The following is a 26,336-nucleotide window of genomic DNA, read 5'->3' as shown; positions in this document are numbered from 1 at the left end:
GTGGCAATCCGACGGGCCGTGGGGGCGGCCCTGGTCGTGCTGTTGGCGGGGGCCGCGGGCTGTAGCGGTTCGACCGCCGGGTCGGCCAAGGGATCACCTGGCGGCCCGGGCGGCGGTGCCTCTGCCGGTGCCGCGGCCGGCGGGCCCGCCGCCGCGCCCACAGCCGCGCCCACCGCCTCCGCCGCGAACCCGGGCACCGGCCCCGCGAGCCTCGCCCAGCTCCCCGGCCAGGCCTTCTACGTCTCCGACCAGACCAACGCCGCCCGGCAGGTGACCGCCCTGCGCGGCCAAGGTCGACCGGTGGAGGCCGACACGCTGCTGCGGATCGCCGCCCAGCCCTCCTCGCAGTGGCTGGGCGAGCAGGGAGCCAAGGAGATCGCCGAACAGGTCAGCCGCCGGGCCGCCGAGGCGGACCGGACGGCGGTCTTCGTCGCCTACAACATCCCGCACCGCGACTGCGGCCTGTACTCGGCCGGCGGCGCCGCCGACGCGGCCTCCTACCGGGCCTGGATCAGCGGTGTCGCGGAGGCCCTCGGCGACCGCAAGGCCTGGGTGGTGCTGGAGCCGGACGCCGTCGCGCACACCCTGGACAGCTGCGGGATCAAGGGCGACCTGGCCGCCGAGCGGTACGGCCTGCTGGCCTTCGCCGTGCAGGAGCTGAAGAAGCGTCCGCAGGTGCGGGTCTACCTGGACGCGGGCAATCCCGGCTGGTCGCAGGACCCGGCCGAACTCTCCACCGCGCTGCGCAAGTCGGGGATCGCGGCGGCGGACGGCTTCGCGGTGAACGTCGCCAACTTCTACGACACCGGCCGCAACACGGCCTACGGCGGCCAGCTCTCCGCCGCCCTGGGCGGGAAGCACTTCGTCATCGACACCAGCCGCAACGGCAACGGCCCGCTGGGCGGCGACGCCTGGTGCAACCCGCCCGGCCGCGCGCTCGGCGAGCGGCCGACCGCCGACACCGGCCGGGACGGTGTCGACGCCTACCTGTGGATCAAGAACCCGGGGGAGTCGGACGGCGAGTGCGGGCGCGGCGAGCCCCGGGCGGGCGAGTTCTGGCTGCCGTACGCGCTCGGCCTGGCGCAGGCCGCCCGCTGAGGGGGCCGGTCCGCATCAGTGCCGGTCCGCGCCAGGCCGCGACGCACCGGTTCGCTCAGCCGGTCACCTGGATCCAGCGCGCGACCGACGGGGTGCCGGCGGCGTCGGTCAGGAACAGCATGTACCAGCCGGGCGGCAACAGGTTGGGGTTGGCGGGGAGCGTGAGCGAGACCCCGTCGGCCGTGCGACCGCTGATGTCCAGGGCCACCGACCGCTGTTCGACGTCGGTCACGTGGGTGACCGAACTCGGCCGGATCAGCTTGGCGGTGGCGACCGCGTCCGGCCGGGCGGTGCCGATCCGCACGGTGGTGCCGAGCTTCGCGGCCCCCGGCGCGGCGGCCACCTGCGGGCGGTCGCCGTGGAACAGGTACGGCGGGGTGTAGATCTCGATGCGCTGCTCGAAGCCGCCCGGTGTGGTCTCGGCCTTGTCCGCGAACAGCGGGTTGGAACCGAGCACGGCCACCCGGCCGTCCGGCAGCAGCAGCGCCTCGGAGTGGTAGTTGCGGCCGACGGCGGGCTCGGCGGCGGTGCTGAAGCTGTTGGTGTCCGGGTGGTACACCTGCGCCTTGAGCAGGTCGCTGGCGCCCCGGCCTCGGTAGCCGCTGGAGCCGCCGGTGGTGAACACGGTGTCGTCCGGGAGGATCACGCTGTTCAGGTAGCGGGTGCCGCCGGCCGGCAGGTCCGGGCCCGGGGTGAAGGCGGGCTTGGCGGCGGAGAGGTCGACGATGTCGGTTCGGGCGGTGGACAGCGGCGACTCGCCGACGCCCCCGCCGCCGAGCACCATCACCTTCTGCGCCTGCGCGGGCGGCAGCAGCACCGAGGACGAGGTCTCGGTGAGGGCGGGGTCGCGCAGGCCGGGGACGGGCTGGAAGCCGTTGTTCGACAGGTCCCACACCCCGGGGTCGCGGCCCTTGTCGGCCGGGCCGTAGCCGGCGTTCGAGCCCGAGTAGAAGAGCTTGCCGGAGGCGGTCAGGAAGATCGACGGGTAGGTCGGGAAGTAGCGGTCCGGGCCCTTGGACCAGGTCTTGTTCTTCGGGTCGTAGATCTCGTTGTCGTTGCCGTTGAGGATCTCCCCGGTGTCGTCCAGGCCCGAGACGGTGACCACCCGTCCGTCCCCCAGCCCGGTGAGCGTCGGGTACCAGCGGGCGTACGCCATGTCGGTGACCTGCTCGTACAGCTCGGTGTCCGGGTTGAACTCGAACGCGGAGCGGATGCCCTGGTACTCCTGCTTGTCCAGGGTCAGCTTCGCGCTCTGCCCGTACAGGTTGTGGGCGTCGGCCCCGGCCAGGCCCTTGATCCGGTACTGGGCGGGGGAGTCGGTGACGTAGCCGGCGCCCTCGCCGACCGCCTCGACGAACACGTGCTGCTCGCCGGCGGTGACGACGGTCTGCTTGCCGGTGCCCGTCTTCACCGCGGCCGGGACGGTCACCGGCACGGTGGAGGCGTACTCGCGCCCGTTCGGGCCGACGAAGACGGTGCCCTTGGGGAACGTCCTGGCGCGCTCGGGGCTCTCGTTGCGCACCCGCATGACGCCGGCCGCCCTCTTCACCACGCCCGCCAGCTTCTCGTACCGCTGGGTGCCGCCGGCCACCAGGACGCGGCCGTCCGGCAGCGAGGCGTGGCCGCCGCAGAACATGTCGGCCGGGGTGGGTATCAGCTTGTAGGTGTTCGCGGCCGGGTCCCAGAGCAGGCTGCGGAAGCTGCCCGCGTCGAAGCGCTTCTCGTCGTTGCCGGAGCCGGCCACGATGAGGACCTTGCCGGTGCGCAGCAGCGTGGCGTGGACGGCGTTGACCCGGAACTCGGCGGGGAGCGTGAGGGTTTGCCAGTGGCCGTACTCCGCCTTGTAGTCGGGGCGGTTGATCACGTACTGGTGGTACTGCTGGCCGGCGAAGCCGAGGACGGCGGGCGCGTTCATCCCGGCGACGGTCAGCGCGACGGTGCTGCCGAGGGCGAAGCGCTTGGTCCGGCCGGTCTTGTGGATCTTCACGGTGGTTGGTCCCCTCGTGAGGTTCGGGAGCTCGTGAGGTTCGGGGGTGCTGGCGGGTCGGGCGGCTTCAGCGGGTGGTGGTGTGCTCCGCCCGGTCGGGCACTGCGGGGGCGCCCGGCGGCGCGGCCGGGGCGGCCGGTGCGGTCGGGCCGCGCCGGGGATCGCGGGCGTGTCGGGGGCGGCGCTTCTCCAGGACGACCCTCGGGGTCGCCGCCGGACCGCCGGTGACGGTGAGCGTGGCCGTGGGCCGGGCGCGGCGGCGGCGGACGGCGTCGCCGGCCAGCACCAGGATCGGCAGCACGGTCAGGACCAGGGCGATCCAGGCCCAGGTGCGCATCGCGACGTGGTCGTAGCCGGTGAAGAAGGAGGCCGCTATCGCGCCGCCGAACACCAGCGTCCAGAACAGGTGGAAGCGGAAGGTGCTCACCCGGTCCGCGCTGGCCGAACGACCCTTCGGCGTCACCACGAAGCGGCTGCGCCGCCGCAGCAGCGCCTGCACCAGCGAGGCCGCGTAGACCGGGCCGCAGAGCGCGGACATCAGCATGCCCGCGACCCCGGAGGAGCCGGCCGGCTCGTGCGGGCTGACGTTGTGCTTGCGGTTCCAGGTGTAGAGCAGCAGTTGGAGCGCGGCGGCGTCGCTGTACAGCATCATCCAGATCTCGGAGGACACGTGGACCCCCGAGGCACCGAACACCAGGTAGAGCACGCTGGACAGGCCGCCGAGCAGCCAGGTGAGCGCCGCCATCGGGTAGAAGCCCACCATCAGCGAGTAGTTGAGCAGCCGCCCGGGCGACAGCCGCCAGAGCACCCGCCAGTACTGGGTGAGCAGGGTCTCGTAGGTGCCGCGGCTCCAGCGCAGCTGCTGGGAGAAGAAGTCGGTCCAGGAGGACGGGCCCTCGCCGACCGCGAGCACGTCCGGGGTGTACACGGATTTCCAGCGTTCACCGGTCTCGGCGTTCCGGCTCCGGTGGAACTCCAGGCCGGTCGCCATATCCTCCGTGATGGAGTCGTACAACCCGCCGATCGACTGGAGCGCACGGATTCTGACGGCGTTGTTGGTGCCGACGAACATGGGCGCGCCGTAACGGTTTCCGGCGCGCTGGATGAGTGCGTGGAAGAGGTACTGCTGGCTCTCGGAGAATTTGGTGACGGCCGATCCCGAGCTGCGGTAGTTCCCGTACACCTGGGGTCCGACCACGAATGCCACGTCGGGGTCGCGGAAGTAGCCGAGCATCCGCTCGCAGAAGTCCGGCAGCGGGACGTGGTCGGTGTCCACCGAGACCCAGAAGTCGTAGTCGTCGCCGTGCGCCTGCAACCAGGCGTTGTAGTTGCCGTGCTTGGTGCCGGTGCGGAACCGGCCCTTGGGCTGGTTCCAGTACGGGCGGCCGAAGCGGCTGAAGTGGCGGACGCCCAGCTCGGTGCAGAGCGCCCGCATCGCAGGATCGTTTCCCTCGTCCAACAGCCAGACGTCGTACGGGCCGTCGTGCCGGACGGCGCGTGCCGCGACCAGCGTGGCCCGCACCATCTCCGCCGGCTCCTTGCCCGGCACGCAGGCGGTGACGAACGCGACCCGGGTGCCGGACTCCGGCGTCACCGGTATCGGATCGCGGGCGACGAGCGTGGCGTGGGTGTTGGACACGACGTTGACCAGCCGGAACACCTCGACCACGGCGATGATCCCGATCATCACCTTGTCGCCCAGCAGTACCAGGGCGTGCGTCTCGCCGGGGCGCTCCGGCCAGTGCTCCGGCAGCAGCAGCCAGACCAGCAGCACCACCTCCACCAGTGGGGCCGCGACCATCAGCAGGGCGGCGCGGATCCGGTGCGGCTCGCGGCGCAGCAGGCTGCGGTACTGGACGCGGTAGGAGGCGGTGGGGTCGACCTCTTGCACGGCCTCTTGCGCGGCCTGGTGCATGGTTTCCTGTGCGGCCTGGTGCGCGTGCCACGGTGTCGGCGGGGCTCCGTGGTGGGCGGGCTCGGGCCGGTAGACGCCGCCGCCGAGGTCGTCCTCCTCGTCCGGGTCGTGTGCCGGGCCGGCCAGCCGGCTGAAGTGACCGTAGTCGTACGGGGCTTCGGGTACGGGAACGGCGGCCAGGTCGTCGTCGAGCCGCCGTCCGGCGCCTCGCCCGCGGGCCGTCCCGGCGTCCTTCTGTCGCGCGAACGGCATGGTCATCGTCTGCTCCCCCCGGCCGGGGCCCGGCCGTGGCGGCGGGCCCGTTGGTGCGTGTTCAGACCGGGGGTATGCGATCCGCCGTTCCGCGGCGCGCCTGGCCGGCCGCGTTCGGCGGGGCTGGTCCGCTCCCCCCGGAGCCTTGCTTCGCCTTGCCTCTTGCCTCGAAAGCCGCCCCCGTGAAACACCGCCCGGTGGACCGCCGTTGTTTCCAAGCGGTTTTCGGGCCGTCATTCGCGTCATGCGCCTGCTCGCGCCGGTGGGCGTTTGCGAGCGGAATTCATTGCGCGCCTGCCGGGGACTTCGAATGCGGATCCCGGTGCGCTCCCGGCTTCCCCTCCGGGCACGCGGGATCCACGGCGCCCCCAACTCTCCCGGAGGGCAACCGTGATCGCAACCTGTCTGGGAAATGATCACCGCGCAAGCGTGAAGATCCCACGGTTCCCGGCCAATCCGCACCGCGGTGGTGCTAATGCGGCGAATTCGGCGGGCAGGGCGGCGGTAGTGGCGCCACGGAGGCAAAGCGAACGGCCGGACCTCCCCGACGGGAGGTCCGGCCGCTGCCGCGGGGCGGGGCCGGTGCGTCCGTTCCGGCTGGTGCTGGCCGGTCCGGTCGACCAGGTCCGGTCAGAGCCGTGGAAGGAGGGCGGCGCCCGTCGCGGCCTGGACGTCCGCGAACCCCGTGCCCGGGGCCGTCTCCACCACCCGCAGCCCGTCCGGCGTCACGTCGATCACGGCCAGATCGGTCACGATCCGGTTGACAACTCCGCGTCCGGTGGCGGGAAGTGAGAGCTCATCGACGATCTTCGGGGAGCCGTCCCGGGCGGTGTGCTCCATGACCACGATCAGTCGGCGGGCCCCGTGCACGAGGTCCATCGCGCCGCCCATGCCCTTGACCATCTTGCCGGGGATCATCCAGTTGGCGAGGTCGCCGGCCGCCGAGACCTGCATGGCGCCGAGCACCGAGACGTCGATCCGGCCGGCCCGGATCATGCCGAAGGAGAAGGCCGAGTCGAAGTACGAGGCGCCGGGGGCGACCGTCACCGTCTCCTTCCCGGCGTTGATCAGATCGGCGTGCTCCGTGCCCTCGACCGGGTACGGGCCCACGCCCAGGATGCCGTTCTCCGAGTGCAGCACCACCTCGACGCCCGGCGGGAGATGACTGGGGATCAGGGTGGGCAGGCCGATGCCCAGGTTCACGTACTGGCCGTCGCGCAGTTCGCGGGCGGCCAGGGCGGCCAGGGCGTTGCGCGGGTCGAGGTCGGGCTGCGGACGGCGGACGGGGTGCGGGTCGAGGTCGGGCTGCGGACGGCGGACGGGGTGCGGGTGGTGGAAGGCCTGCGGTCGGTGGGCGGTCTGCGAGGTGGGCGCGGGGGCCGGGGTGCTGGTCGGGGTGGGCATCGGTTCAGGCCTCCTGGAGTGCGGGGCGGACGGTCCGGCGCTCGATGCGGCGGTCCGCGGGATCGGCGGCCACCACCCGGTCCACGTACACGCCGGGCAGGTGCACGGCGTCCGGGGCGAGCTCGCCCGCCTCGACGATCCGGTCCGCCTCGACCAGGGTGATCCGGCCCGCCGTCGCGCAGAGCGGGTTGAAATTGCGGGCGGCGGCGTGGAACACGCAGTTCCCGTGCCGGTCCGCCACCTCGGCCCGGACCAGCGCGAAGTCCGCCGTGATGGCTTCCTCCAGCAGGTACCGGCGGCCGCCGAACTCCCGGACCTCCTTGGCCGGTGAGGCCAGCGCCACCGAGCCGTCCGCCGCGTAGCGCCAGGGCAGCCCGCCCTCCTCGACCTGGGTGCCGACCCCGGCCGGGGTGTAGAACGCGGGGACGCCGGCGCCGCCGGCCCGCAGCCGCTCGGCCAGCGTGCCCTGCGGGGTGAGTTCCACCTCCAGCTCGCCGGAGAGGTACTGCCGGGCGAACTCCTTGTTCTCGCCGACGTACGAGGACGTCATCCGGGCGATCCGGCCCGCGCGCAGCAGCAGGCCGAGCCCCCAGTCGTCCACCCCGCAGTTGTTCGAGACCACCTGGAGGCCGGTGGTGCCGGTGTCCGCCAGGGCGCCGATCAGGGTGCTCGGGATGCCGCAGAGGCCGAAGCCGCCGACGGCCAGCACCGCGCCGTCGGGGATGTCCCCGACAGCGTCGGCGGGGGAGTCCAGGACCTTGTCCAAGGGATCACCTCGTGAGGAGTGGGATACGGGAGAGGGCACGCCCGGGCCGGGCCCGGTGGGAAGACCCGGCGGGATGGCTCGGCGGGAAGACCCGGCGGCCGCCGCCGGACGGCTGCCGAGCCCCTCCACCGTCACCGGACGCGGGCCGCCGCAGCCATGGCGGCTCCCGCCATGGGCGGGTACGAGCTCGTGTCGGCTGGCCACACCCGAACGTCCGGGGAACGGCGCCGCCCGGGTGGTATGTCGGCCGGAGCCACATCACGGTGGGCCGATGCGTCGCCCGGGCACATGTCGCCAGTCCCACCGCACACCTACGGTTCCGGCATCCACCCCGCCGCACCCTCAGGAGTCGGTCACCATGCGCAGCTCGACAGCCCCCACTCGGCCCGCCTCCGGCGCCCGCCCGGGCGAGACCCTGACCGGCGGCCCGGCCCGGAAGCTCGCCGCCGTCGCGGCGTGCGTCCTGCTCGCCGCGGGCTGCGCCAAGGCCGGCACCGCCGGGACGGTCTCGGCGGACGGCGGTGGCGCGAAGAGCCCGGTCAAGGTCGGCCTGGTGTACTCCAAGACCGGACCGCTGGCCGCCTACGGCAAGCAGTACCTGGAGGGCTTCAAGGCGGGGCTGAACTACGCGACCAAGGGCACCGGCGCGGTCGACGGACACAAGGTCGAGTTCGAGGAGCAGGACGACGCGGGCGACCCGGCCAAGGCGGTGTCGGCTGCCAAGGACCTGATCGGCAAGGGCTACAAGGTCCTGGCCGGTTCCACCGCTTCGGGCGTCGCCCTCCAGGTCGGCCCGATCGCCGCCCAGAACAAGGTGCTCTTCATCAGCGGCCCGGCCGCCGCCGACAAGGTCACCGGCTTGAACAAGTACACCTTCCGTTCCGGCCGCCAGTCCTTCCAGGACATCCGCACCGCGGCCTCGTTCATCGGTGACGCCAAGGGCAAGAAGGTCACCGTGCTCGCTCAGGACAACGCCTTCGGGCAGGCCAACGTGGCTGCCGTCAAGGCCGTGCTCGGAGCCCAGGGTGCGACGGTCGACCAGGTGCTCGCCCCGCCGAGCGCCACCGACCTCACCCCGTTCGCCACCCAGGCCAAGACCGCCAAGCCCGACCTGCTGTTCGTCGCCTGGGCCGGCGACACCTCCTCGGCCCTGTGGACGGCGCTCAACCAGCAGGACGTGTTCGCCGACACCAAGGTCGTCACCGGCCTGGACCTGGCCGCCTCCTACCCGCTGTTCGGCCCGGCGGCCGAGAAGATCTCCTTCCTGAACCACTACTTCGACGGAGCCGCCGGCACCCCGGTGGAGAAGGCCATGGACGAAGCCGTCACCGCCGCCGGCGGGAAGACCGACATCTTCACGCCCGACGGCTTCACCGCCGCCCAGCTGATCGTGCACGCCGTCGAGGCCAACCACGGCTCCGCCGACGACACGTCGGCCCTGGTCAAGGCGCTGGAGGGCTGGAGCTTCGACGGGGTGAAGGGGCGTACCACGGTGCGTGCCGAGGACCACGCCCTCCTCCAGCCGATGTTCCAGGCCCGGCTGACCGGCACCGGGGCCGCCGCCAAGCCCTCGGTGGAGAAGGCCCTGACCGCGGACGAGGTGGCGCCCCCGGTCACCCCGATGGCGGGCTGATCCCGATGCCCGCTCCCACCGCCCCCACTCCTTCCGCAGCCGGTTTCCCGGCCTCGGCCACGGTCTCGCCTGCCCCGGTGCTGCGGCTGGACGGACTCGGCTGGTCCGTCCGCGGGGTGCCGATCGTCGAGGACGTCTCCTTCTCGGTCGGCGAAGGCGAGTTCATCGCCTTCATCGGCCCCAACGGCGCCGGCAAGACCTCCCTCTTCAACCTGATCTCCGGCATCTACCCGGCGAGCCACGGAAGCCTCCACCTCGACGGCGTGGACGTCACCGTCGAGGCCGTGCACACCCGGGCGCGCCGCGGCCTCGGCCGCACCTTCCAGACCTCCTCCCTCTGGCCGGGGATGACGGTCGCCGACCACGTCCGACTGGCCGCCCAGGCGGCGGCGGGACCGCGCGCCTCGTACCGGCTCTGGCGCCGTGCCGACCGGTACCAGGAGCAGCTGGCCGAGACCCTCCACCGCACCGAACTCACCCACCGTGCGGACACCTTGGCGGGCGCGCTCTCGCACGGCGAGAAGCGCAAACTGGAACTGGCCGTCCTCCTCGTCTCCGATCCGCGGCTGATCCTGCTGGACGAGCCGATGGCCGGGGTCAGCGCCGAGGAGGTACCGGCCCTCACCGAGCTGATCCGGTCCGTGCACCGCGACCTGGGCCGGACCGTCCTGATGGTCGAGCACCACATGGACGTCCTGCTCGGGCTGGCCGACCGCCTCGCGGTGATGCACCACGGCACGCTGCTCGCGCTGGACACCCCCGAGGCCGTGATGGCCGACCCGACCGTGCAACAGGCCTACCTGGGCGAGGCGCTGTGACCTCCTCTCCGCTCCCCTCGCCCGTCTCCACCTCCACCTCTGCCTCTGCCTCTGCGGCCGTGCCTACGCCTCCTGCCGTCCCTCTCCTCTCCGTACGCGATCTGCGGGTGGTCGTCGGCGGGCTGCACATCCTGCACGGTGTCGACCTCGACGTGGCCCCCGCCGGGGTCACCGCACTCCTCGGCCGCAACGGCGCTGGCAAGACCACCACCGTCAAGGCCGTGATGGGCCTGGTGCCGCGCACCGGAAGCGTCCGCTTCTCCGGTGTCGAACTCGCCTCCCTTCCCACGCACCTGGTGGTCCGTCATGGCATCGGCTACGCGCCCGAGGACCGGGGGATCTTCGCTGGCCTGACGGTCGCCGAGAACCTCCGCCTCGCCGAGCGCGCCGTCCGGGGCGGGGGCGAGGCGGACGAGCCGAACTATCCGCTCGTCCACGAGCTCTTCCCCGAACTCAAGCAGCGGGCCGGCCAGTTGGCCGGGACGCTCTCCGGCGGCCAGCAGCAGATGGTGGCGATAGGCCGGACGCTGCTCAACCGCAACCGGTTGATCATCGCCGACGAGCCCACCAAGGGTCTGGCGCCGAAGATCGTCGCGGAGGTGGCCGAGGTACTGGCGCGAGCGGCCGAGGCCGTGCCCGTTCTCCTGGTCGAGCAGAACCTCGCCCTCGTCCGACGGCTGGCCGGCACCTGCGCCGTCCTGGCCGACGGCCGTACCGCCCACCGGGGCGACACCGCCGAGCTGTTGGCCGACGAGGAGGCCGCCCGCCGCCTGCTCGGCGTCGGCTCCCGTCGCCCGCTCGCCGGCGGACCCCGGCCCGCCACTTCTCCGGCCACCCCTGTCGTCACCGCGGAGGTGAAGCCCTGATGGACACCGTCGTCCTCCTCTCCTGTACCGGACTCGGTCTTGGTGCGCTGTACTTCCTGGTCGCCTCCGGCCTGTCGTTGATCTTCGGTCTGATGGACGTGCTCAACTTCGCGCACGGCGCCCTGCTCTCCATCGGCGCCTATGCCACCTGGTGGGCAGGCACCGAGGCCGGCCTCTCCTTCTGGCTCGCGGTGCCGTTCGGCACCCTGGTCGGAACGGCCGCCGCCGTCCTGCTGGAGCTCTTCCTGATCCGCCCGCTCTACAGCCGGCCGCGCGATCAGATCCTCGCCACCGTCGGGGTCGGGCTCGCCGTGCCCGCCCTCCTGATGGGGGTCTGGGGCGCGGACGCCCGCCCCTTCCCCCAGCCGGCCGTGCTCTCCGGCACCTGGCACGTGCTCGGTGCGACCGTCCCGGTCAACCGCTTCGTGCTCGTGGCCGCGGCCGCGCTGCTGCTGCTCGCTCTTCGGTTGTTCCTCGCCCGTACCCGCTACGGGCTGATCGTCCGGGCCGGCGTCGAGGACCGGGCGATGGTCACGGCGCTCGGCATCGACGTCCGGAAGGCGTTCACCCTCGTCTTCGCCATCGGCGGGGCGGCCGCCGCGCTCGGCGGTGCCCTCGGTGGCCTCTACTTCGGTTCGGTCAATCCCGGCCAGGGGACCGGGCTGCTCATCTTCGCCTTCGTCGTCGTGGTGATGGGCGGCATGGGCTCCGTCACCGGGGCCGCCGTCGCCTCCGTGGGCGTTGGTCTCGTCCAGCAGTTCGCCAACTACTACACCGGCGCCGGGCTCGGTGACCTCTCGGTCGTCGTCCTGCTCGCCGTGCTGCTTCTCGTCCGACCCCGTGGACTCACCGGGAGGCTCGCGTGAGCGCCGAAACTCCGATCACGAGCACCGGTGGCCCCGCGGCCGACCGCAGCGCCGCCACCATGGCAGGGGGGACTGACACCAGCCCTGCCATGACCGCCATGCTGGCAGAGGGGACTGACACCAGCTCCGCCAACACCGTCACTGTGGCAAGGGGGACTGACACCAGCCTTGCCGGGACCCATTGTGAACACACGACCGACCTCGGCGCCATCCCTCGAACAGGTGATTCAGTCACTAATCGCTGGACACCGGTACACAGAGCGCTACGCTGGTGGCCGATCGCCCTGCTGATCACGCTCCTTGTCGCCCCATATAGTGCGCTTCCCGTCCCGGGACTGCTCGACGGCCCGCTCGGCAGCCCCGGCAGCCTGCAACTGCTCGCCCTGTGCCTGCTCTACGGGGCCCTCGCCTCCGGCTACGACCTCCTGCTCGGCCGTACCGGACTGCTCTCCTTCGGCCACGCTCTCTACTTCGCGACCGGCCTCTACGCCACCGACCTCGGCATGCTGGAACTACGACTGCCGTTCGCCGCCGCGGCGGTCTTCGGCGTCGCCTGCACCGTCGCGCTGGCCCTGCTGCTCGGCTCGGTGAGCCTCCGCGTCACCGGCATCGGCTTCTCCATGGTCACCCTCGCCTTCGCCCAGGCCGGCTCGATCCTCGTCCAGCGCAACCCCGGTGGCGTCACCGGCGGAGAGGAGGGCCGCTCGGCCCCGGCCGACCTGCTGCCCTCCGGCCTGCTCGGGATCGAGAACACCGCCAACCTCTACTGGATCGCCGTCGGCTACCTGGTGCTGACGGTCGCCGTGGTCCACTGGGCCGTCAACTCGCCGGCCGGACGGGTCTGGGAGGGGATCAAGGAGAACGAGCGCCGGGTGGAGGTGCTCGGACTTCGGCCCTACGGCTACAAGTTGGTCGCCTTCGTCCTCGCCGGCGGCCTCGCCGGGTTGGGTGGGGTGGTCTACCTGCTGCTGACCGGCGGCGCCACCCCGCAGGCCGCTGGCTCCGACGCCACGCTCGCCCTGCTGGTGATGGTGGTGCTCGGCGGCTCGGGGACTCGCTGGGGTCCGCTGCTCGGCGGTGTCCTCTACACCTGGGCCGGCCACCGGCTCGGCGACCTCGCCAACTCGACGACGATCGCGGACCTGCCCGCGGTCCTGCGGGTGCCGCTCTCCCAACCCCTGTTCCTGCTGGGCACCCTGTTCGTCGCGGTGGTCTACCTGCTGCCCGGTGGCCTGGCTAGACTGCCTGCCCGCATCCGCGCCGCCCGATCCGCCCGTGCGGTCCGCACTCCGGCCGCTGCCCGGACCGCCCGTCCCACCGGAGGTACCCCCGCGTGAGCCAGTCGCCCCTGAAGCCCGAGGAGTTGACCGTCGCCGTGCCCGGAGGGGAGCTGGCGGTCCTGCGCTGGCCCGCAGCCGAGCCGGACGCCCCGACGGTCGTGGCGGTGCACGGCATCACCGCCAACGGCCTCGCCTGGTACGAGGTCGCCCGCCAACTCGCCGGGCGGGTCACCCTGCTCGCGCCCGACCTGCGGGGGCGCGGCGGGAGCCGCGCGGTCGCCGGGCCGTACGGGCTGGCCCGGCACGCCGACGACGTGGCCGCGCTGATCACGGCCCTCGGTACGGGCCCGACCACCGTGGTCGGCCACTCGATGGGCGCCTGGGTCACCGCCCTGGCCGCCGTCCGGCACCCGGAACTCGTCCGCCGGGTGCTGCTGGTGGACGGCGCGCTGACCTTCCCGCTGCCGGAGGGCATCAGTGAGGAGGACGCGCTGGCCGCGGTGCTCGGCCCCGCGCTGGCCCGGCTGTCGATGACCTTCCCGGACCGGGATGCCTACCGGGAGTTCTGGCAGCGGCACCCGGCCTTCGGGGCGGCCTGGTCAGCGGAGATCGACGCCTACACCCAGCGCGACCTGGTCGGCGTCGAGCCCGAACTGCGCTCCTCCTGCGTGCTGGAGGCCGTACAGACCGACGGTGCCCAGGTCCTGCTGGACCGGGACGCGGCCACCGCCGTGCACCGGCTGCCCTGCCCGGCCGAACTGCTCTGGGCCGAGCGCGGCCTGCTCGACGAGCCCCAGGGCCTCTACGACCACCAGCGGATCGGACTGGCCGGGCTGGACCGGGAGCGGGTGCCGGCCTCGCTCGTGCCGGACACCAACCACTACTCGATCCTCTGGGGAGAGCCGGGGGCCGAGCGCATCGTCCGCGGCCTGCTCGCGGACGTCACCGCCGCGGGGTAGCGGGCCCGGCCCCGACGACGGCGGCCGGCGGGGTCCGTCCACCCCGCCGGCCGCGCCTGTCTCGTTCTGCCCTGCTCGGTCCGCCCGTCTCAGCCCGCGGCGCCGAGGAAGGTCTCCCAACCGCCGCTCGGCGCCTGGCCGACGTTGAGCGTGCGCAGCTTGCGCAGGGTGGACTGGTCCTGCACCTCCAGCCACTCGACCAGCTGCCTGAAGGAGACCAGCCGGACGTCCGGCTTGCCGGCGATGGTCTTGAGGGTCTCCTCGACGGCGTCCATGTAGATGCCGCCGTTCCACTGCTCGAAGTGGTTGCCGATGAAGAACGGCGCACGGTTGCTGTTGTAGGCGCGGTCGAAGCCGGCCAGGTAGGAGTCCTTGGCCTGGGTGCGCCAGTCGTTGTACTTGGACGGGTCGCCCTTGGTGCTGCCCGCGGACTGGTTGGCCAGGATGTTGTAGTCCATCGACAGCACCTGGAAGGTGTGCCCGGGGAACGGGATGGACTGCAGCGGGAAGTCCCAGACCTTACCGTCCTGCACCTTCTGCGGCCATATCTGCAGGCCGCCGGAGGAGCTGGCGTCGTACTTCCAGCCCAGCTTCGCGACCGTCGGCAGGAGCGCCTTCTGGCCCTCCAGGCAGGGAGTGCGGCCGCCGATGAGCTCCTTCTTGTAGTCGAAGGGCAGCGGGTCGACGTCGGTGAAGCCCGTGTTGGTCCGCCACTGGGTCACGAAGCCGATCGCCTGGTCGATCTCGCTCTGCCAGTCCTCCGGGGTCCACATGTTGACCCCGTTCTTGTCCGGGCGGCTGGAGCAGAAGTGCCCGTTGAAGTGGGTGCCGATCTCGTGCCCGGCCAGCCACGCCTGGCTGACGAGCTTGAGCGTGCTCTTGACCGCGCCGTCCGACAGGTACGGGATGTCGGAGGCGCCGACCGAGTGCTTCGGCGGGTGGTACAGGTCGGCCTTGCCCTTGGGGAGGGCGTAGATCCCGGAGAGGAAGAAGGTCATCGTGGCCTTGTACTGCTCCGCCAGCTTGAGGAAGCGGGGGAACTGGCCGTCGTCGGTGCCACCCGCGCCGTCCCAGGAGAACACCACGAACTGCGGCGGCCGCTCGCCGGGCTTGAGCTTCTCGGGCTTCGGCTGGTTCGGCTGCGGGCCGGTGTCGGCGTTGGAGCCGTCGCCGATCGGAGTGCCCTTGGGCACCCCCGTCTTGGTCGGGTCGGTCGTGCCCGCCGGGGTGGTGCCGGGGCTGCCGCCGGTCGTGGGGGAGGAGGAGTTCTGGCTCGAACCGGATCCGCTGCTGGAACAGGCCGCGACCGCGCCGAGGGCCGCGGTCGCAGCGGTCGCACTGAGCACCGTCCTGCGCGAGATGCTGGTCATGGTCTCCCCTGGGTGCCGATGCCGGTGGTGAGGGCGGCCCGGGGCCGCACCGGTCAAATCGGGCAATTGATGAATTTTCCGCCGTTAGCATGCCATGTGGCCGCAGCGGCCACCAAGGCCGTCGACCCTCTACGAGAGTCAACACGTCAGCAGGACCGGGCTGGGCTGCAAGGATTCGTGGTCTGTTGCCGTCCTGTGACGCTTCGCTCCTCGCGCCGCCAGGGGAGTACGGTACCGCCGGTCCGGCGGGGCGGGTCAGAGTTCGTCATCGCTCGGTACGGCCCGTCGTCCGTCCGGGCAGATCTCGCCGATGGCGAGGGTGCGGCGAGGGGTGGCCGGGGCGCCCGGGGCCGGGGGTGCAGGCCGAGGCGCAGTGGTCAGAGCGCGGCGAGCCGCCGGTTGCGGCGCACTATTCGTGCGATCGCGGTGCTGACGATGGTGGCGGCGGTGCAGGACACCGCGAGGCTCAGCCAGGCGGTGTCGAACCAGTGGCTGTTCAGCCAGCCCAGCGTCACGATGTAGGCGGCCCAGACCAGCGCCGCCAGCGCCGACCAGTGCAGGAAGCGGTGCGGGTGGGCGGGGGAGTGGCCGATGGCCACGTCCAGGACGGTCCGCCCGGCCGGGACGAACCGGGCGACCACCACCATGGCCGCGGCCGCCCCGTGGGGGCGTTCGACCAGGGCCTGCTGGACCCTGGTCACGCTGGCCGCCAGTTCCGGGCGCTGGGCGAGCCGGCGCTGGAGCAGCGGGGCGCCGCGCCGGGCGAGGTGCAGGAGGAGGAGGTCGCCGAGGAACGAGGCCACTGCCACGCCCAGGCCGAGCAGCACCGGGGCGCCGTCGATCCGCGCCGTCTTGAGCACCGCCAGGATGACCAGTGTCCCGCTGGGGATGAAGGGGAGGAGGGCGTCTCCGAGCACGGCGAAGAGCGCCAGGGCGCAGATCCACGAGGATCCGATCGCCGCCACGAAGTTCAAGGCCTGTACTCCCTCCACGCCGCCCGGGGGAGCAGGTGGCTGCTGAGGTCAACGCTAGCGCCTCGACTTTTCATGTCATGAAGCACCCCGGTATGCCATGGGTCACAGACCCCGGCCCCGACCTGCACAAAGGCGCGAGCCCCTGGAGCGGGGTGCCGCTCCAGGGGCTCGCGGGGATCGATCGGCGCTGGTCCAGCCCGACGATCTTGCTGGCGGAACGCGGATCCTGTTGGGCGGATCCGGTCCTGTCCACCAGCCTGCCGGACGCCGACCGCCGGCCGCGAGCCCTCCGCCTGGCGACGTCCGGCGCTGGCGTGAAGTCGCCAGGCGTCTCCGTGCGCTGGCTCTCCGTCATCCGAATGGTCGGTCGGCGGCACCGTACCGGGCCGTGCCCGCCGACGCCGAGCGGGGCCGGAGCGGGGCCGGATCGGGGCTGGCGTACGGGTCGGAGCGGGGTCGCCGCACGGGCCGCGACGGAGCGGGCGTGAGGTCGGCGCGGTGACCGGCGTGCAGGCCGACACGTGCCGGATGCGGGAACAGCCGGCTCGGCGCGGTGGTTGACCCCGGTCGGCAGCAGCGACCGCCGGGCCACCCGAGACCCGCGGTCGCCCACCAGGGCCGGCTCACGAAAGCCAGAAGGGCGGACGGCATGACCACCGAGGACCAGCAGGAGCACCCGACCGAACCGCGAACCGGCGCGGCGATCCGGGGCACCGCCCGCGGCACGGCGCCCGCCCCGCTCTCCATCCTCGACCTGGCCACCGTGGGCGTCGGCTACACGCCCGCCGAGGCCCTGGCCGCGACCACCGCGCTGGCCCGCAACGCTGAGCAGTGGGGCTACCACCGCTTCTGGGTGGCCGAGCACCACGGCATGCCGGGAGTGGCCAGCTCCACCCCGGCCGTCCTGCTCGCCCACCTCGGCGCCAACACCACGACCCTGCGACTGGGCTCGGGCGGGGTGATGCTCCCCAACCACGCCCCGCTGGCCATCGCCGAGCAGTTCGGCCTGCTGGAGGCCCTGCACCCGGGCCGGATCGACCTGGGGCTCGGCCGCGCCCCCGGCACCGACCCGGCCACCGCCCGGGCGCTGCGCCGCGGCCGCGCCGAGGGCGCCGACGACTTCCCGCAGCAGCTCGCCGAGCTGACCCACTTCCTCGACGGCGACTTCCCTTCCGGCCACCCCTACGCCCAGCTGACCGCCGTCCCCCGGGGCGACGGGCGCCCGCCGGTCTGGCTGCTCGGGTCCTCCGGCTTCAGCGCCCAGCTGGCCGGCCGCCTCGGCCTGCCGTTCGCCTTCGCCCACCACTTCAGCAGCGTCAACACCATCCCGGCGCTCGACCTCTACCGGGAGTCCTTCCGGCCCTCCGCGGTGCTCGCCGAGCCCTATGCGCTGATCGGTGTGAGCGCGGTCGCCGCCGAGGACGAGGGCGCGGCCCGTCGCCTCGCCCGCTCCGCGGCCCTCGGCATGCTCCGGCTGCGGCGCGGCAACCCCGGCCCGATCCCCACTCCGGAGGAGGCCGAGGCCTACCAGTACAGCCCGGCCGAGGCGGAGTTCATCGACAGCTGGCTCGACAACGTGGTGCTCGGCGCCCCGGGCGAGGTCGCGGACGGGCTGGAGGTCCTGCGCAAGCGGACCGGCGTCGACGAGCTGATGGTCACCTCGCACATCCACGGCCACGAGGCCCGGCTCCGCTCCTACGGCCTGATCGCCGAGGCGTACGGCCTGACGGCGGAAGTCTGACGGCCGAGGCCTGAGCGGGGGAGGCCTGAACGGAGCGGCCCGGCCGCCGGTCCCGGTTACCGGCTGGTGTCCGGGCCGGGGCGGCCCTCGCGGAGTATGGCGGCGACGAGCTCGGCCTCGCCCGGCCGGGCGAAGTACCAGCCCTGGGCGGTGTCGCAGCCGGTCAGCCGTAGCCGTTCGGCCTGCGCGGCGCTCTCGATGCCCTCGGCGGTGACGGTCAGGCCGAGGGTGTGGGCCAGCTGCACCATCGCGCCCACGATCTGCTCGTCGGCGTCGCTGCGGCGGGAGCCGAGTTCGGGGAGCTCCGAAGGGTTCGTCGCCGGGGCCGGGTCGCGGAACCCCTCGATGAAGGTGCCGTCGAGCTTCAGGACGTGCACCGGCAGCCGGGAGAGGTAGGCCAGGTTGGAGTAGCCGGTGCCGAAGTCGTCGATCGCGATCCGCACGCCCATGTCCGCGAGCGCCTGGAGCGCCTGCAACGGCCGTCCGCCGGGGCCGAGCAGGGCGCTCTCGGTGATCTCCAGCTGGAGCAGCCGAGCCGGCAACCCGGTGCGTTCGAGGGCGCGGGCGACGTCGGCGACCACGTCGGAGTCCCAGATCTGGCGGGCGGCCAGATTGACGCTCACGAAGGTCTCGGTCTCGGGGAACTCGGTGAGCCACTGCCGGGCCTGGCGGCAGGACTCCTCCAGTACCCAGGTGCCGAGGGGCACGATCGCGCCGGTCTCCTCGGCGAGCGGGATGAAGCGGTCTGGGGAGAGCGTCCCGTAGCGGGGGTGGCGCCAGCGGACGAGGGCCTCCGCGCCGTGGACGGCTCCGTCGGCCAGGCCGACCAGCGGCTGGTACTCGATGGTGAACTCGCCGCGCTCCAGGGCGGGCCGCAGCGCGGTGGCGAGGAGCTGGCGGGTCAGCTGGTGGGCGCCGCGGTCCGGGTCGTAGAGGGTCCAGCGGGCGCGGCCGTCGGCCTTGGACCAGTAGAGCGTGGCGTCGGCGTCCTTGACCAGGTCGGTGGGGGTGGTCTCGTGCACGGACCGCTCGACGACGCCGACGCTGGCCGTGATGACCAGCCGGTGTCCGGCGACGTCGAAGGGGTGTTCCAGTTCCTGGAGGATCCGGGCGGCCAGGTCGGTCAGTTGGTCGCTGCCCCGGCTGTCGGTGACCAGGACGGCGAACTCGTCACCGCCCATCCGGGCCACCAGGTGGGCGTCGTGCTCGGAGAACCCGCGGCGCAGCCGGGCGGCGACGGCGATCAGCAACTGGTCGCCGATGTGGTGCCCGAGCGTCTCGTTGATCGCCGCGAAGCCGTCGAGGTCCAGGTAGCAGACGCCGACCCGGCGCCCGTCCGCCGGTGCGAGGACGGTGTCGCTGGTGCCGGCGGTGTCGGGGGTGTTGGGAGCCTCGGCGGGCTCAGCAGCCCCGGTGGCCCCGGTGGCCGTGACGCAGGCGGCGTCGAGCCGTTCGAAGAAGGACGTCCGGTTGGGCAGTCGGGTCAGCGGGTCGTGCAGGGCTTGGTACTCCAGGCGGTCACCGAGCCGGCGCTGCTCGGTGATGTCCTCCACCAGCGCGAGGGTGTAGAGCGGCTGGCCGGCGCCGTCCCGGATCAGCGAGACGGTGACCTTGCTCCAGACGGTGCGGCCCTCGCGGTGCTTGAGCTGCTTCTCCACGCGGAACCGCTCCCGCTCGCCGTGGACGAGTTCGGGGAAGAGCCGGTGCGGCATGCCCTCCGGATCGATGATCTCGTGCAGGTGGGTGCGGACCAGTTCGCCGACGCCGCGTCCGATCAGCGCGGCGAAGGCGGGATTGACCTCGATGATCCGGTCCTCGGGGTCGATCAGGGCCATCCCGATGACTGCGTCGCAGAAGGCGGCCCGGAAGCGGGATTCGCTGGCCCGCAGCGCGGCCAGCAGCCGGTCGTTCCCGCCCTTCTCCTGGCCGAGGCCGTCGACGGCGCTCCGGTGGGTGCCGTCGGTCAGCGGCGCCGAGCAGGTGGGGCAGAGCAGCATCCCGGGGTCGTCCAGCATGGTTCCCGTCGCACCCGTCGCACCCGTCGCACCCGTCGCACCCGTCGTGCCGACGGCCCGGCCGCCGGCCGCGACAGCAGCACCGACGGCCGTGACGGAACCGGCGCCACCGACCGGACCGACCGGACCGACGGGACCGATCGAACCGACCGAATCAACCGAACCAGCCGGACCGACGGTGCTGATGTTCGGGCCCAGGAGGGGTGTTGTGAGGTGACGGTGGTGCGGTGTTTCCTCGTGCCGCACGCCCGGGTGGTGTGCGTCGGCCCCCTCGTTCTGGCCCGGCACGGCATGCTCCCGTCCGCTGCTGACGCTGGATGCTGGTCCGGCCGGCCAATCGGGACTCCGGCGGCCGGCTCCGCACTCTGTCGAGGTCCTCGGAGTCGGTCCGGTGCGGGGCGCCCGCCGTGGGGCGCTGTCGCGCGGAGACCCGCGTGAAGAACAGGGCGCTGCGGCCGATCATAGGCCGCGGCGGCAACACGCGGTGACCGCCGCCAGGGTGATTCGCCCGCTTTGTGATCATGTGCGGCGGTACATGCAGACGCCCCCGGTGCACATCACATGATGTGCGCCAGGGGCGCGTGCGCCGAGATCGCGCCCCCGGGCGCCGACCGCGCGCCCGGAGCGGCCGGAGCGCGCCGGGATCCGTCGCGATCCGTCGGGGCGTCAGGCCAGCTTGGCGGTGAGGGTGATGGTGGTGCCGGCGAGCGCCTTGCTGACCGGGCAGTTGGCCTTGGCGTCCTCGGCGGCCTTGGTGAAGTCGGCCTCGTCCAGTCCGGGCACCTCGCCGGTGACGGTCAGGTGGATGCCGGTGATGCCGGTGCCGGGCTGGAAGGTGACGTCGGCCTGGGTGTCCAGCTTGACGGGCGGGGTGCCGGCGCCGGTCAGGCCGTGTGAGAGGGCCATCGAGAAGCACGCGGAGTGAGCGGCGGCGATCAGCTCCTCCGGGCTGGTCTTGCCGTTGGGCTGTTCGGCCCGGGCCGGCCAGGAGACGGGGTACTCGCCGATCCCGGACGAGGCGAAGGTCACCTGCCCCTTGCCGTCGAGCAGGTTGCCCTCCCAAGCGGTGCGGGCGGTGCGGGTGGTTGCCACGATCGGTACCTCCATTACTGAGGGACTGCTGAGTCGTCACTTCCGGTCATGCGCACACCAGCCTACGGGGCGGCCCCGGTTCGGCCCGGGGCGGCACGGGCCCGGATCGGTACGGGGCGCCGGGTGGCGCGGGCGATGTCCGGATTGTGGACGGATCCGCCAAAAGGTGCGGCTCCACCACGGGGGCCCTGTTAGATTTGCCCGGGCCCGAGCCCGGCCGCCGTACGGCCGGGTGCCCACTTCAGACACCGGGAGCCGCCCCGATGACGGACCACCCCACGACCCCCGACGCCGGCCTGCCCGACGGGGTCGACGCCGCCGTGCGGGCGGAGCTGACCAGCCTGCGCGAGAGCATCGACAACATCGACGCCGCGGTGGTCCACATGCTGGCCGAGCGCTTCAAGGCGACCCAGCGGGTCGGCAGGCTCAAGGCCGAGCACAAGCTGCCGCCGGCCGATCCGGCGCGTGAGCGCGACCAGATCAAGCGGCTGCGGGAGCTGGCCGCCGGGGCCAAGCTGGACCCGGTCTTCGCCGAGAAGTTCCTGACGTTCATCATCGCCGAGGTCATCCGGCACCACGAGGCCATCGCCCGCGCTTGAGAGCACCCCTGAGGGGGCCGGTGGTGAGCCGTCGAGAACGGCCCCGGCGCCGCCCGGCCCGGACATGTCGGGGGCGGCTAAACGCCGGATTTCGTGAGGCTCCGGGGTTGGCGTAGCGTGCAGGTTCCCCCAGCCGGAGAGGTGGAGCAGCGACGATGGCGGTGAACCTGCCCGAAACGCCGAGCGATGCCGGGTCCGGTCCGGCCCCCGCCGCCGGACGCGACCCCGGTGCTTCCGACGCCCGTGACGCGCCCGGAGGCCGCGCCGAGGCCCGCCGCCGTGCGCGCGGTTCGCGCGGCCGCAAGGCCCGGCGGACCGGGCGCAGGCCCCGGCCCTGGTGGATCGAGATCCCGGCGATGGTGGCGGTGGGCCTGGTGGTCGCGCTGCTGATCAAGACCTGCCTGTTCCAGGTGTTCACCATCCCGTCCGGCTCGATGGAGAACACGCTGCGGATCGGCGACCGGGTGGGCGTGAACAAGCTGGCGCCGTTGACCGGCTGGAAGCCGGAGCCCGGGCAGCCGGTGGTGTTCAAGGATCCGGGTGGCTGGCTCCCGCCGCAGCCCATCGACTCGAACCCGTTCACCAACGCGGCCGGCTCGGTGCTGAGCTTCGTCGGCCTGGTGCCGCCGAAGGACGACAACTACCTGGTCAAGCGGGTCATCGCGACCGGCGGCCAGACCGTGCAGTGCACGGGCACCACGCTGACCGTCGACGGGAAGAAGGTCGACGAGCCGTACCTGCACCCCGGTGACGACTCCTGCGCGGGCCTGGACTTCGGGCCGGTGACGGTGCCCTCGGGCCACGTCTGGGTCGAGGGCGACCACCGCAGCGACTCGGCGGACTCCCGCTACCACCAGCGCGGTCCCGGGGACGGGGCCGTGCCGGTGGACAACGTGGTCGGGCCGGTGTCGGCCGTGGTGTGGCCGCTCAATCACCTCGACTGGTTCGGCTGGTTCGGCCGCTGACCTGCCGCTCGGCGGTGACCCGTTCCGGAGAGCCCGGAGCATCCCGGGCGTCCGGAGCACCCCCGGCGTCCGCGGCCTCCATGGCCGCCGGCTTGCCGGTCTGCGCCGCGAAGGCGCCGGTCAGCACGAGCAGGCCGCCCGCGATCTGCGGCAGACCGAGGTGCTCGCCGAGCAGCACCCAGGCCAGCACGGTGGCGACGACCGCCTCCAGGTTGGCGACCACCCCGGCGACCGGGGGCGAGAGGTGCCCGACGGCGATCACGCCGGTCAGGTAGGCGAGCACGGTCGCGATCAGGATCATCCAGGCGGCCGGGAGCAGCGCGGGCAGGGTGTGCCCGTTCATCACCACGGATCCGCCGAGCGTGCTCCAGTCGGCCTGCCAGGGCCGGGTGAAGACGGTGAGCAGGACGGCGCCGATCAGCAGCCCGAACGCGCTGACCGCCAGTGGGTCGACCGGGCGCTCGCCCCGGCGTCCGGCGTCGGCGAGCACGAAGTAGCCGACCTGGCAGCAGGCCGCGCCGAGGGCGAAGAGCACGCCCAGCGCGTCGAAGCTCAGGCCGTTCCAGACCTCCACCACGCAGGCCAGCCCGGCGACCGCGACGCCGGCGCCGATCGCGGCGCCCCGGCTGATCGGCTTGCGCTGGACGAACTTGACGTAGCCGATGAGCAGCGGCGGTCCGAGGTACTCGATGAGCAGGGCGACGCCGACCGGGATGCGGGAGATCGCCGCGAAGTAGCAGGCCTGGACGCCGGCCACGGCGAGCAGGCCGAACCCGATCAGCAGGCCGGGGCGGCGCAGGACGGCGTCCCGGTGGCGGTAGGCGATGGGGAGCAGGGCCACGGCGGCACCGGTGACCCGGAGCCACACCACGTGCAGCGGTGAGAGGCCGGCCTCGATCAGTGGTTTCGCGGCGGTGCCGGAGCCGCCGAAGGCGAACGCGGAGACCAGCGCGAGGCTGAGGCCGAGGGTTCTGCCCGTGGGGAGGGTGGGCGAGGCCGTTGATCTGTGCACCGACGCATTGTGGCAGTCATACCGGGCGGTCAGTAAGGTGCCATTCCGTCATTTGGTCCTGCACGGAACTGTGCGCAGCGGCGCACTCACCCGGCCCGCGCACGCCCCTGCGCCGTCCGCGCCCCCTCGCCGGCCCGAGCCCTCCCGCCACTCGGGCGCCCCGCCCCCGCCGCCGCTACCCGGCGTTCGCCCCCGCCCCGGTGAGCGTGTCCGACCCGCCCGTGGGCTGGGTGGTCGGCTGCGTGGTCGGCGCCGTGGTCGGGCCGGTGGAGGGTGTCGGCCGTCCGGTGGGCCGTCCGGTGGGCCGCGTCGTCGGCGGGGCGGTCGGCTGCTGGGTGGCCGGGGGCGCGGTCGGCGGGCTGGTCACACCGCCGCCGCCGGAGTTCGAGCCGCCGGCCGGCGTGGTCGGGCCCGAGCCGGCCCCGGCCCCGGCCCCGGCGCCGTCGCCCGGCGGGGTGGTCGGCGCCGCGGGGGCGGTCGAGGCGCCGTTCGAGCCGGTCCCGGTCGACGGGGTGCTGCTCGGCGAGGACGGGGCCGTCGGCAGATCGGTGGCGCCGGAGGAGTCGCCGCCGTCGGCCGGGGTCTGGAAGTCGCTGACCGGCACGCCCTTGAGCGCCGCCTTCATGTAGCTGGTCCAGATCTGCGCCGGGAACTGGCCGCCCGCCGCGCCGTCGATCCCGCCGACGCCGCTCAGGCTGACCTGGGCCCCGCTGCCCGGGTCCTGGCCGAACAGGGCCACCGAGGTGACCAGCTCGGGGGTGTAGCCGACGAACCAGACCGACTTCTGGTCGTCGGTGGTGCCGGTCTTGCCGGCCACCGGGCGGCCCAGCGCCTTGGCTCGCCAGCCGGTGCCGCCCGGGTCGTTCACCACACCCTGGAGCATCGAGGTGACCTGGTTCGCGGTGTCCGTGCTGATCGCCTGGGTGGTCTTGTGCGCGGGCAGCGGGACGGCCTCGCCCTCGCGGTCCACGGACTGCACCAGCCACGGGGTGATCTGCTTGCCGCCGTTGTCCAGCGCCGCGTACACGCCGGCCATGTCGAGCACGCTCGGGGTGGCCGCGCCGAGCGGGATGGACGGCACCGGGTCGAGGCCCGGGGTGCTGCCGGGCAGGCCCAGCGCGATGCCGGTGTCCTTGACCTTCTGGAGCCCGGTGTCCTGGGCCAGCTGGGCGAACGCCGAGTTGACCGACCAGTCGGTGGCCTGCTGGAGGGAGATCTGGCCGTAGCTCCTGTCGCCCTCGTTCGGCGGCGCGTACGGGGTGCCCTTGCCGCCGCGGACCTTGCGGCCGCTGGTGCCGTCGTAGACGGTGCGCGGGGTGACGGTCCGGCCGTCCTGGGTCTTGGCGTTGTTCTCGAACGCGGCCGCCAGGGCGATCGCCTTGAAGGTCGAGCCGGCCTGGTAGTCCCGCCGGGTCGCGTTGTCGACGTAGTGCTTGACGTAGTCGACGCCGCCGTAGAGGGCGACGACCGCACCGGTCTTCGGGTCCACGGAGACGGCGCCGGCCTGGGCGGCCGCGTCCTTCTTCCGCTTGTCCGGGTTCAGGGTGTCGTGCAGCTGCGCCTGGACGGAGTCCTGGAGGGCCTGCTGGCGGGCCGGGTCGATGCTCAGCTTGATCGTGTAGCCGCCCTTGGCCAGCTCGGTCTCGCTGATGACCTGGTTCGAGGTGAGGTACTGGGTGGCCTCGTTCACCAGGTAGCCGGTCTGGCCGGACAGGCCCGGGTTGGGCTGCGGGTCCTTGACGTCCGGGAAGGTGGTGGCGGACCGTTCCTCGGCGGAGAGCCAGCCCTCCTTGACCATGCCGTCCAGCACGTAGTTCCAGCGGTTGACGGCGTTCTGCTTGCCGGCCGGGGTCGCGGTGGCCACGTCGTAGGCGCTCGGGGCGTTCAGCAGGGTGGCCAGGTAGGCGCCCTGGGCGGGGTTGAGCGCGGAGGCGTCGACGCCGAAGTACGCGTGGGCGGCGGCCTGGATGCCGTAGGCGCCGCGGCCGTAGTAGGAGGTGTTCAGGTAGCCGGAGAGGACGTCGTCCTTGCTCTCGGTGGCGTCCACCTTGATGGCTATGAAGAGTTCCTTCACCTTGCGGGTGACCGACTGCTTCTGGTTCAGGTACGTGTTCTTCACGTACTGCTGGGTGATCGTGGAGCCGCCCTGGGTGCCCGCGCCCTTGGCGGTGTTGACCGCGGCCCGGAGCAGGCCCTGCACGTTGACGGCGCCCTCGTGGTAGAAGTTGCGGTCCTCGGCGGCCAGTGCGGCGTGCTGGGCGGCGGGGGAGACCTTGTCCAGGCTGACGTTCTGCCGGTTGGTCTGGCCGGTGCGGGTGATCACGGAGCCGTCGGCGTAGAGCCAGGTGTTGCTCTGCGCGGTCGCGGCGGCGTGCGCGTCGGGGACCTTCACCAGCGTGACCCCGAGCACGAACAGGCCGACGCCGAGCAGCAGGGCCGCGGCGAGGCCGAGCAGGCTCATCCGCCAGGTGGGGATCAGCCGGCGCCAGCCGGTGCGCTTCGGGCGGCGGGGCTTCCCGCCGCCCGTCACGGGGGCGGCGCGCTTGAAGCGTTTGACCGGTCGGAGGCCTGTCGACGGCGTGCGACGGCCGCTCTGGGCGTTCTCGGACAAGGCGCGGCCTTTCCTGCGGGCGGACCGGGTCAGCCTGCACGGACGGGGACATCGGTGGTTAGGGACCTTTGTCCCGATTCCGGTTTACTGCCCTGGACGAGCCGGGCGGGCCG

Annotated in this window: 20 protein-coding genes; 10 read left to right on the top strand and 10 right to left on the bottom strand. The window is 72.8% G+C overall.

Going from position 1 to position 26,336, the window contains the following annotated elements:
* Positions 1–1,098 (top strand): glycoside hydrolase family 6 protein, encoded by a 1,098-nt coding sequence (locus AB0O19_RS15965; RefSeq protein ID WP_363620011.1) that lies wholly within the window; start codon positions 1–3, stop codon positions 1,096–1,098.
* A 55-nt stretch (positions 1,099–1,153) separates the two neighbouring features.
* On the opposite strand, the gene AB0O19_RS15960 is transcribed toward AB0O19_RS15965, so the two are convergent.
* The 4 genes from AB0O19_RS15960 to AB0O19_RS15945 all read right to left on the bottom strand — a co-directional run bounded on the left by AB0O19_RS15960 (position 1,154) and on the right by AB0O19_RS15945 (position 7,422).
* Positions 1,154–3,013, bottom strand: a complete 1,860-nt coding sequence (locus AB0O19_RS15960; RefSeq protein WP_363620167.1) for a galactose oxidase-like domain-containing protein — start codon at positions 3,011–3,013, stop codon at positions 1,154–1,156.
* 139 nt (positions 3,014–3,152) lie between these two features.
* Positions 3,153–5,000 (bottom strand): cellulose synthase catalytic subunit, encoded by a 1,848-nt coding sequence (locus AB0O19_RS15955; protein WP_363620165.1) that lies wholly within the window; start codon positions 4,998–5,000, stop codon positions 3,153–3,155.
* Positions 5,001–5,882: 882 nt separating this feature from the next.
* Complete coding sequence (locus tag AB0O19_RS15950; RefSeq protein WP_363620009.1) at positions 5,883–6,656, bottom strand: 3-oxoacid CoA-transferase subunit B; 774 nt, start codon at positions 6,654–6,656, stop codon at positions 5,883–5,885.
* 4 nt (positions 6,657–6,660) lie between these two features.
* Entirely contained in the window at positions 6,661–7,422 is a 762-nt protein-coding gene (locus tag AB0O19_RS15945; protein ID WP_363583670.1) for a CoA transferase subunit A, read from the bottom strand.
* 358 nt (positions 7,423–7,780) lie between these two features.
* Here AB0O19_RS15945 and AB0O19_RS15940 point away from each other — a divergent pair, with 358 nt between their 5' ends.
* The 6 genes from AB0O19_RS15940 to AB0O19_RS15915 all read left to right on the top strand — a co-directional run bounded on the left by AB0O19_RS15940 (position 7,781) and on the right by AB0O19_RS15915 (position 13,844).
* Positions 7,781–9,055 carry a substrate-binding domain-containing protein gene (locus tag AB0O19_RS15940; protein WP_363620007.1) on the top strand — a complete coding sequence of 425 codons (1,275 nt, stop codon included), beginning with the start codon at positions 7,781–7,783 and terminating at the stop codon, positions 9,053–9,055.
* Positions 9,056–9,060: 5 nt separating this feature from the next.
* Complete coding sequence (locus AB0O19_RS15935; RefSeq protein WP_363620005.1) at positions 9,061–9,873, top strand: ABC transporter ATP-binding protein; 813 nt, start codon at positions 9,061–9,063, stop codon at positions 9,871–9,873.
* 59 nt (positions 9,874–9,932) lie between these two features.
* Positions 9,933–10,739, top strand: coding sequence for an ABC transporter ATP-binding protein (locus tag AB0O19_RS15930; RefSeq protein ID WP_363620003.1), 807 nt, complete (start codon positions 9,933–9,935; stop codon positions 10,737–10,739).
* Positions 10,739–11,605, top strand: coding sequence for a branched-chain amino acid ABC transporter permease (locus tag AB0O19_RS15925; RefSeq protein ID WP_063349260.1), 867 nt, complete (start codon positions 10,739–10,741; stop codon positions 11,603–11,605). The genes AB0O19_RS15930 and AB0O19_RS15925 overlap by 1 nt, the downstream gene beginning before the upstream one ends.
* Positions 11,606–11,814: 209 nt before the next feature.
* Positions 11,815–12,942: a branched-chain amino acid ABC transporter permease gene (locus AB0O19_RS15920; protein ID WP_363620163.1), complete on the top strand. Its 1,128-nt coding sequence runs from the start codon at positions 11,815–11,817 to the stop codon at positions 12,940–12,942.
* Positions 12,939–13,844 (top strand): alpha/beta hydrolase, encoded by a 906-nt coding sequence (locus AB0O19_RS15915; RefSeq protein WP_363620001.1) that lies wholly within the window; start codon positions 12,939–12,941, stop codon positions 13,842–13,844. Before AB0O19_RS15920 ends, AB0O19_RS15915 begins: the two co-directional genes overlap by 4 nt.
* Before the next feature lie 89 nt (positions 13,845–13,933).
* Here the strand turns inward: AB0O19_RS15915 and AB0O19_RS15910 are convergent, their stop codons facing one another.
* Together AB0O19_RS15910 and AB0O19_RS15905 are read right to left on the bottom strand one after the other, a co-directional pair.
* On the bottom strand, positions 13,934–15,214 hold the full coding sequence (locus AB0O19_RS15910) for a hypothetical protein (RefSeq protein WP_363619999.1): 1,281 nt from the start codon (positions 15,212–15,214) through the stop codon (positions 13,934–13,936).
* A gap of 377 nt (positions 15,215–15,591) precedes the next feature.
* Positions 15,592–16,179 carry a VTT domain-containing protein gene (locus AB0O19_RS15905; protein ID WP_350882667.1) on the bottom strand — a complete coding sequence of 196 codons (588 nt, stop codon included), beginning with the start codon at positions 16,177–16,179 and terminating at the stop codon, positions 15,592–15,594.
* A gap of 658 nt (positions 16,180–16,837) precedes the next feature.
* Between AB0O19_RS15905 and AB0O19_RS15900 the strand changes: the two genes are divergently transcribed.
* Positions 16,838–17,929, top strand: a complete 1,092-nt coding sequence (locus AB0O19_RS15900; protein WP_363619997.1) for an LLM class flavin-dependent oxidoreductase — start codon at positions 16,838–16,840, stop codon at positions 17,927–17,929.
* A 56-nt stretch (positions 17,930–17,985) separates the two neighbouring features.
* On the opposite strand, the gene AB0O19_RS15895 is transcribed toward AB0O19_RS15900, so the two are convergent.
* Positions 17,986–19,944: an EAL domain-containing protein gene (locus tag AB0O19_RS15895; protein ID WP_363619995.1), complete on the bottom strand. Its 1,959-nt coding sequence runs from the start codon at positions 19,942–19,944 to the stop codon at positions 17,986–17,988.
* A gap of 666 nt (positions 19,945–20,610) precedes the next feature.
* Positions 20,611–21,036, bottom strand: coding sequence for an OsmC family protein (locus AB0O19_RS15890; RefSeq protein ID WP_363583650.1), 426 nt, complete (start codon positions 21,034–21,036; stop codon positions 20,611–20,613).
* Positions 21,037–21,299: 263 nt separating this feature from the next.
* Between AB0O19_RS15890 and AB0O19_RS15885 the strand changes: the two genes are divergently transcribed.
* Both AB0O19_RS15885 and lepB read left to right on the top strand, forming a co-directional pair.
* On the top strand, positions 21,300–21,635 hold the full coding sequence (locus AB0O19_RS15885; RefSeq protein WP_363583648.1) for a chorismate mutase: 336 nt from the start codon (positions 21,300–21,302) through the stop codon (positions 21,633–21,635).
* Positions 21,636–21,790: 155 nt separating this feature from the next.
* Entirely contained in the window at positions 21,791–22,600 is an 810-nt protein-coding gene (gene lepB, locus AB0O19_RS15880) for a signal peptidase I (protein WP_363619993.1), read from the top strand.
* Here the strand turns inward: lepB and AB0O19_RS15875 are convergent.
* Positions 22,563–23,612: an EamA family transporter gene (locus tag AB0O19_RS15875; RefSeq protein WP_363619991.1), complete on the bottom strand. Its 1,050-nt coding sequence runs from the start codon at positions 23,610–23,612 to the stop codon at positions 22,563–22,565. The genes lepB and AB0O19_RS15875 overlap by 38 nt on opposite strands.
* 175 nt (positions 23,613–23,787) lie before the next feature.
* Positions 23,788–26,223, bottom strand: a complete 2,436-nt coding sequence (locus tag AB0O19_RS15870; RefSeq protein ID WP_363619989.1) for a transglycosylase domain-containing protein — start codon at positions 26,221–26,223, stop codon at positions 23,788–23,790.
* Positions 26,224–26,336 lie beyond the last annotated feature (113 nt).

The organism is Kitasatospora sp. NPDC091276 (assembly GCF_040684355.1).
Lineage (GTDB): Bacteria > Actinomycetota > Actinomycetes > Streptomycetales > Streptomycetaceae > Kitasatospora.
The sequence above is the reverse complement of the archived record's forward strand: the minus strand, read 5'-3'. Positions and strand labels throughout refer to the sequence as shown.

What these genes read in the sequence shown, in the direction of transcription:
- AB0O19_RS15910 (WP_363619999.1), bottom strand. Translation starts at nt 15,214, where the DNA reads ATGACCAGCATCTCGCGCAGGACGGTGCTCAGTGCGACCGCTGCGACC.
- AB0O19_RS15925 (WP_063349260.1), top strand. Translation starts at nt 10,739, where the DNA reads ATGGACACCGTCGTCCTCCTCTCCTGTACCGGACTCGGTCTTGGTGCG.
- AB0O19_RS15935 (WP_363620005.1), top strand. Translation starts at nt 9,061, where the DNA reads ATGCCCGCTCCCACCGCCCCCACTCCTTCCGCAGCCGGTTTCCCGGCC.
- AB0O19_RS15940 (WP_363620007.1), top strand. Translation starts at nt 7,781, where the DNA reads ATGCGCAGCTCGACAGCCCCCACTCGGCCCGCCTCCGGCGCCCGCCCG.
- AB0O19_RS15895 (WP_363619995.1), bottom strand. Translation starts at nt 19,944, where the DNA reads ATGCTGGACGACCCCGGGATGCTGCTCTGCCCCACCTGCTCGGCGCCG.
- AB0O19_RS15950 (WP_363620009.1), bottom strand. Translation starts at nt 6,656, where the DNA reads ATGCCCACCCCGACCAGCACCCCGGCCCCCGCGCCCACCTCGCAGACC.
- lepB (WP_363619993.1), top strand. Translation starts at nt 21,791, where the DNA reads ATGGCGGTGAACCTGCCCGAAACGCCGAGCGATGCCGGGTCCGGTCCG.
- AB0O19_RS15900 (WP_363619997.1), top strand. Translation starts at nt 16,838, where the DNA reads ATGACCACCGAGGACCAGCAGGAGCACCCGACCGAACCGCGAACCGGC.
- AB0O19_RS15960 (WP_363620167.1), bottom strand. Translation starts at nt 3,013, where the DNA reads ATGAACGCGCCCGCCGTCCTCGGCTTCGCCGGCCAGCAGTACCACCAG.
- AB0O19_RS15955 (WP_363620165.1), bottom strand. Translation starts at nt 5,000, where the DNA reads ATGCACCAGGCCGCGCAAGAGGCCGTGCAAGAGGTCGACCCCACCGCC.
- AB0O19_RS15885 (WP_363583648.1), top strand. Translation starts at nt 21,300, where the DNA reads ATGACGGACCACCCCACGACCCCCGACGCCGGCCTGCCCGACGGGGTC.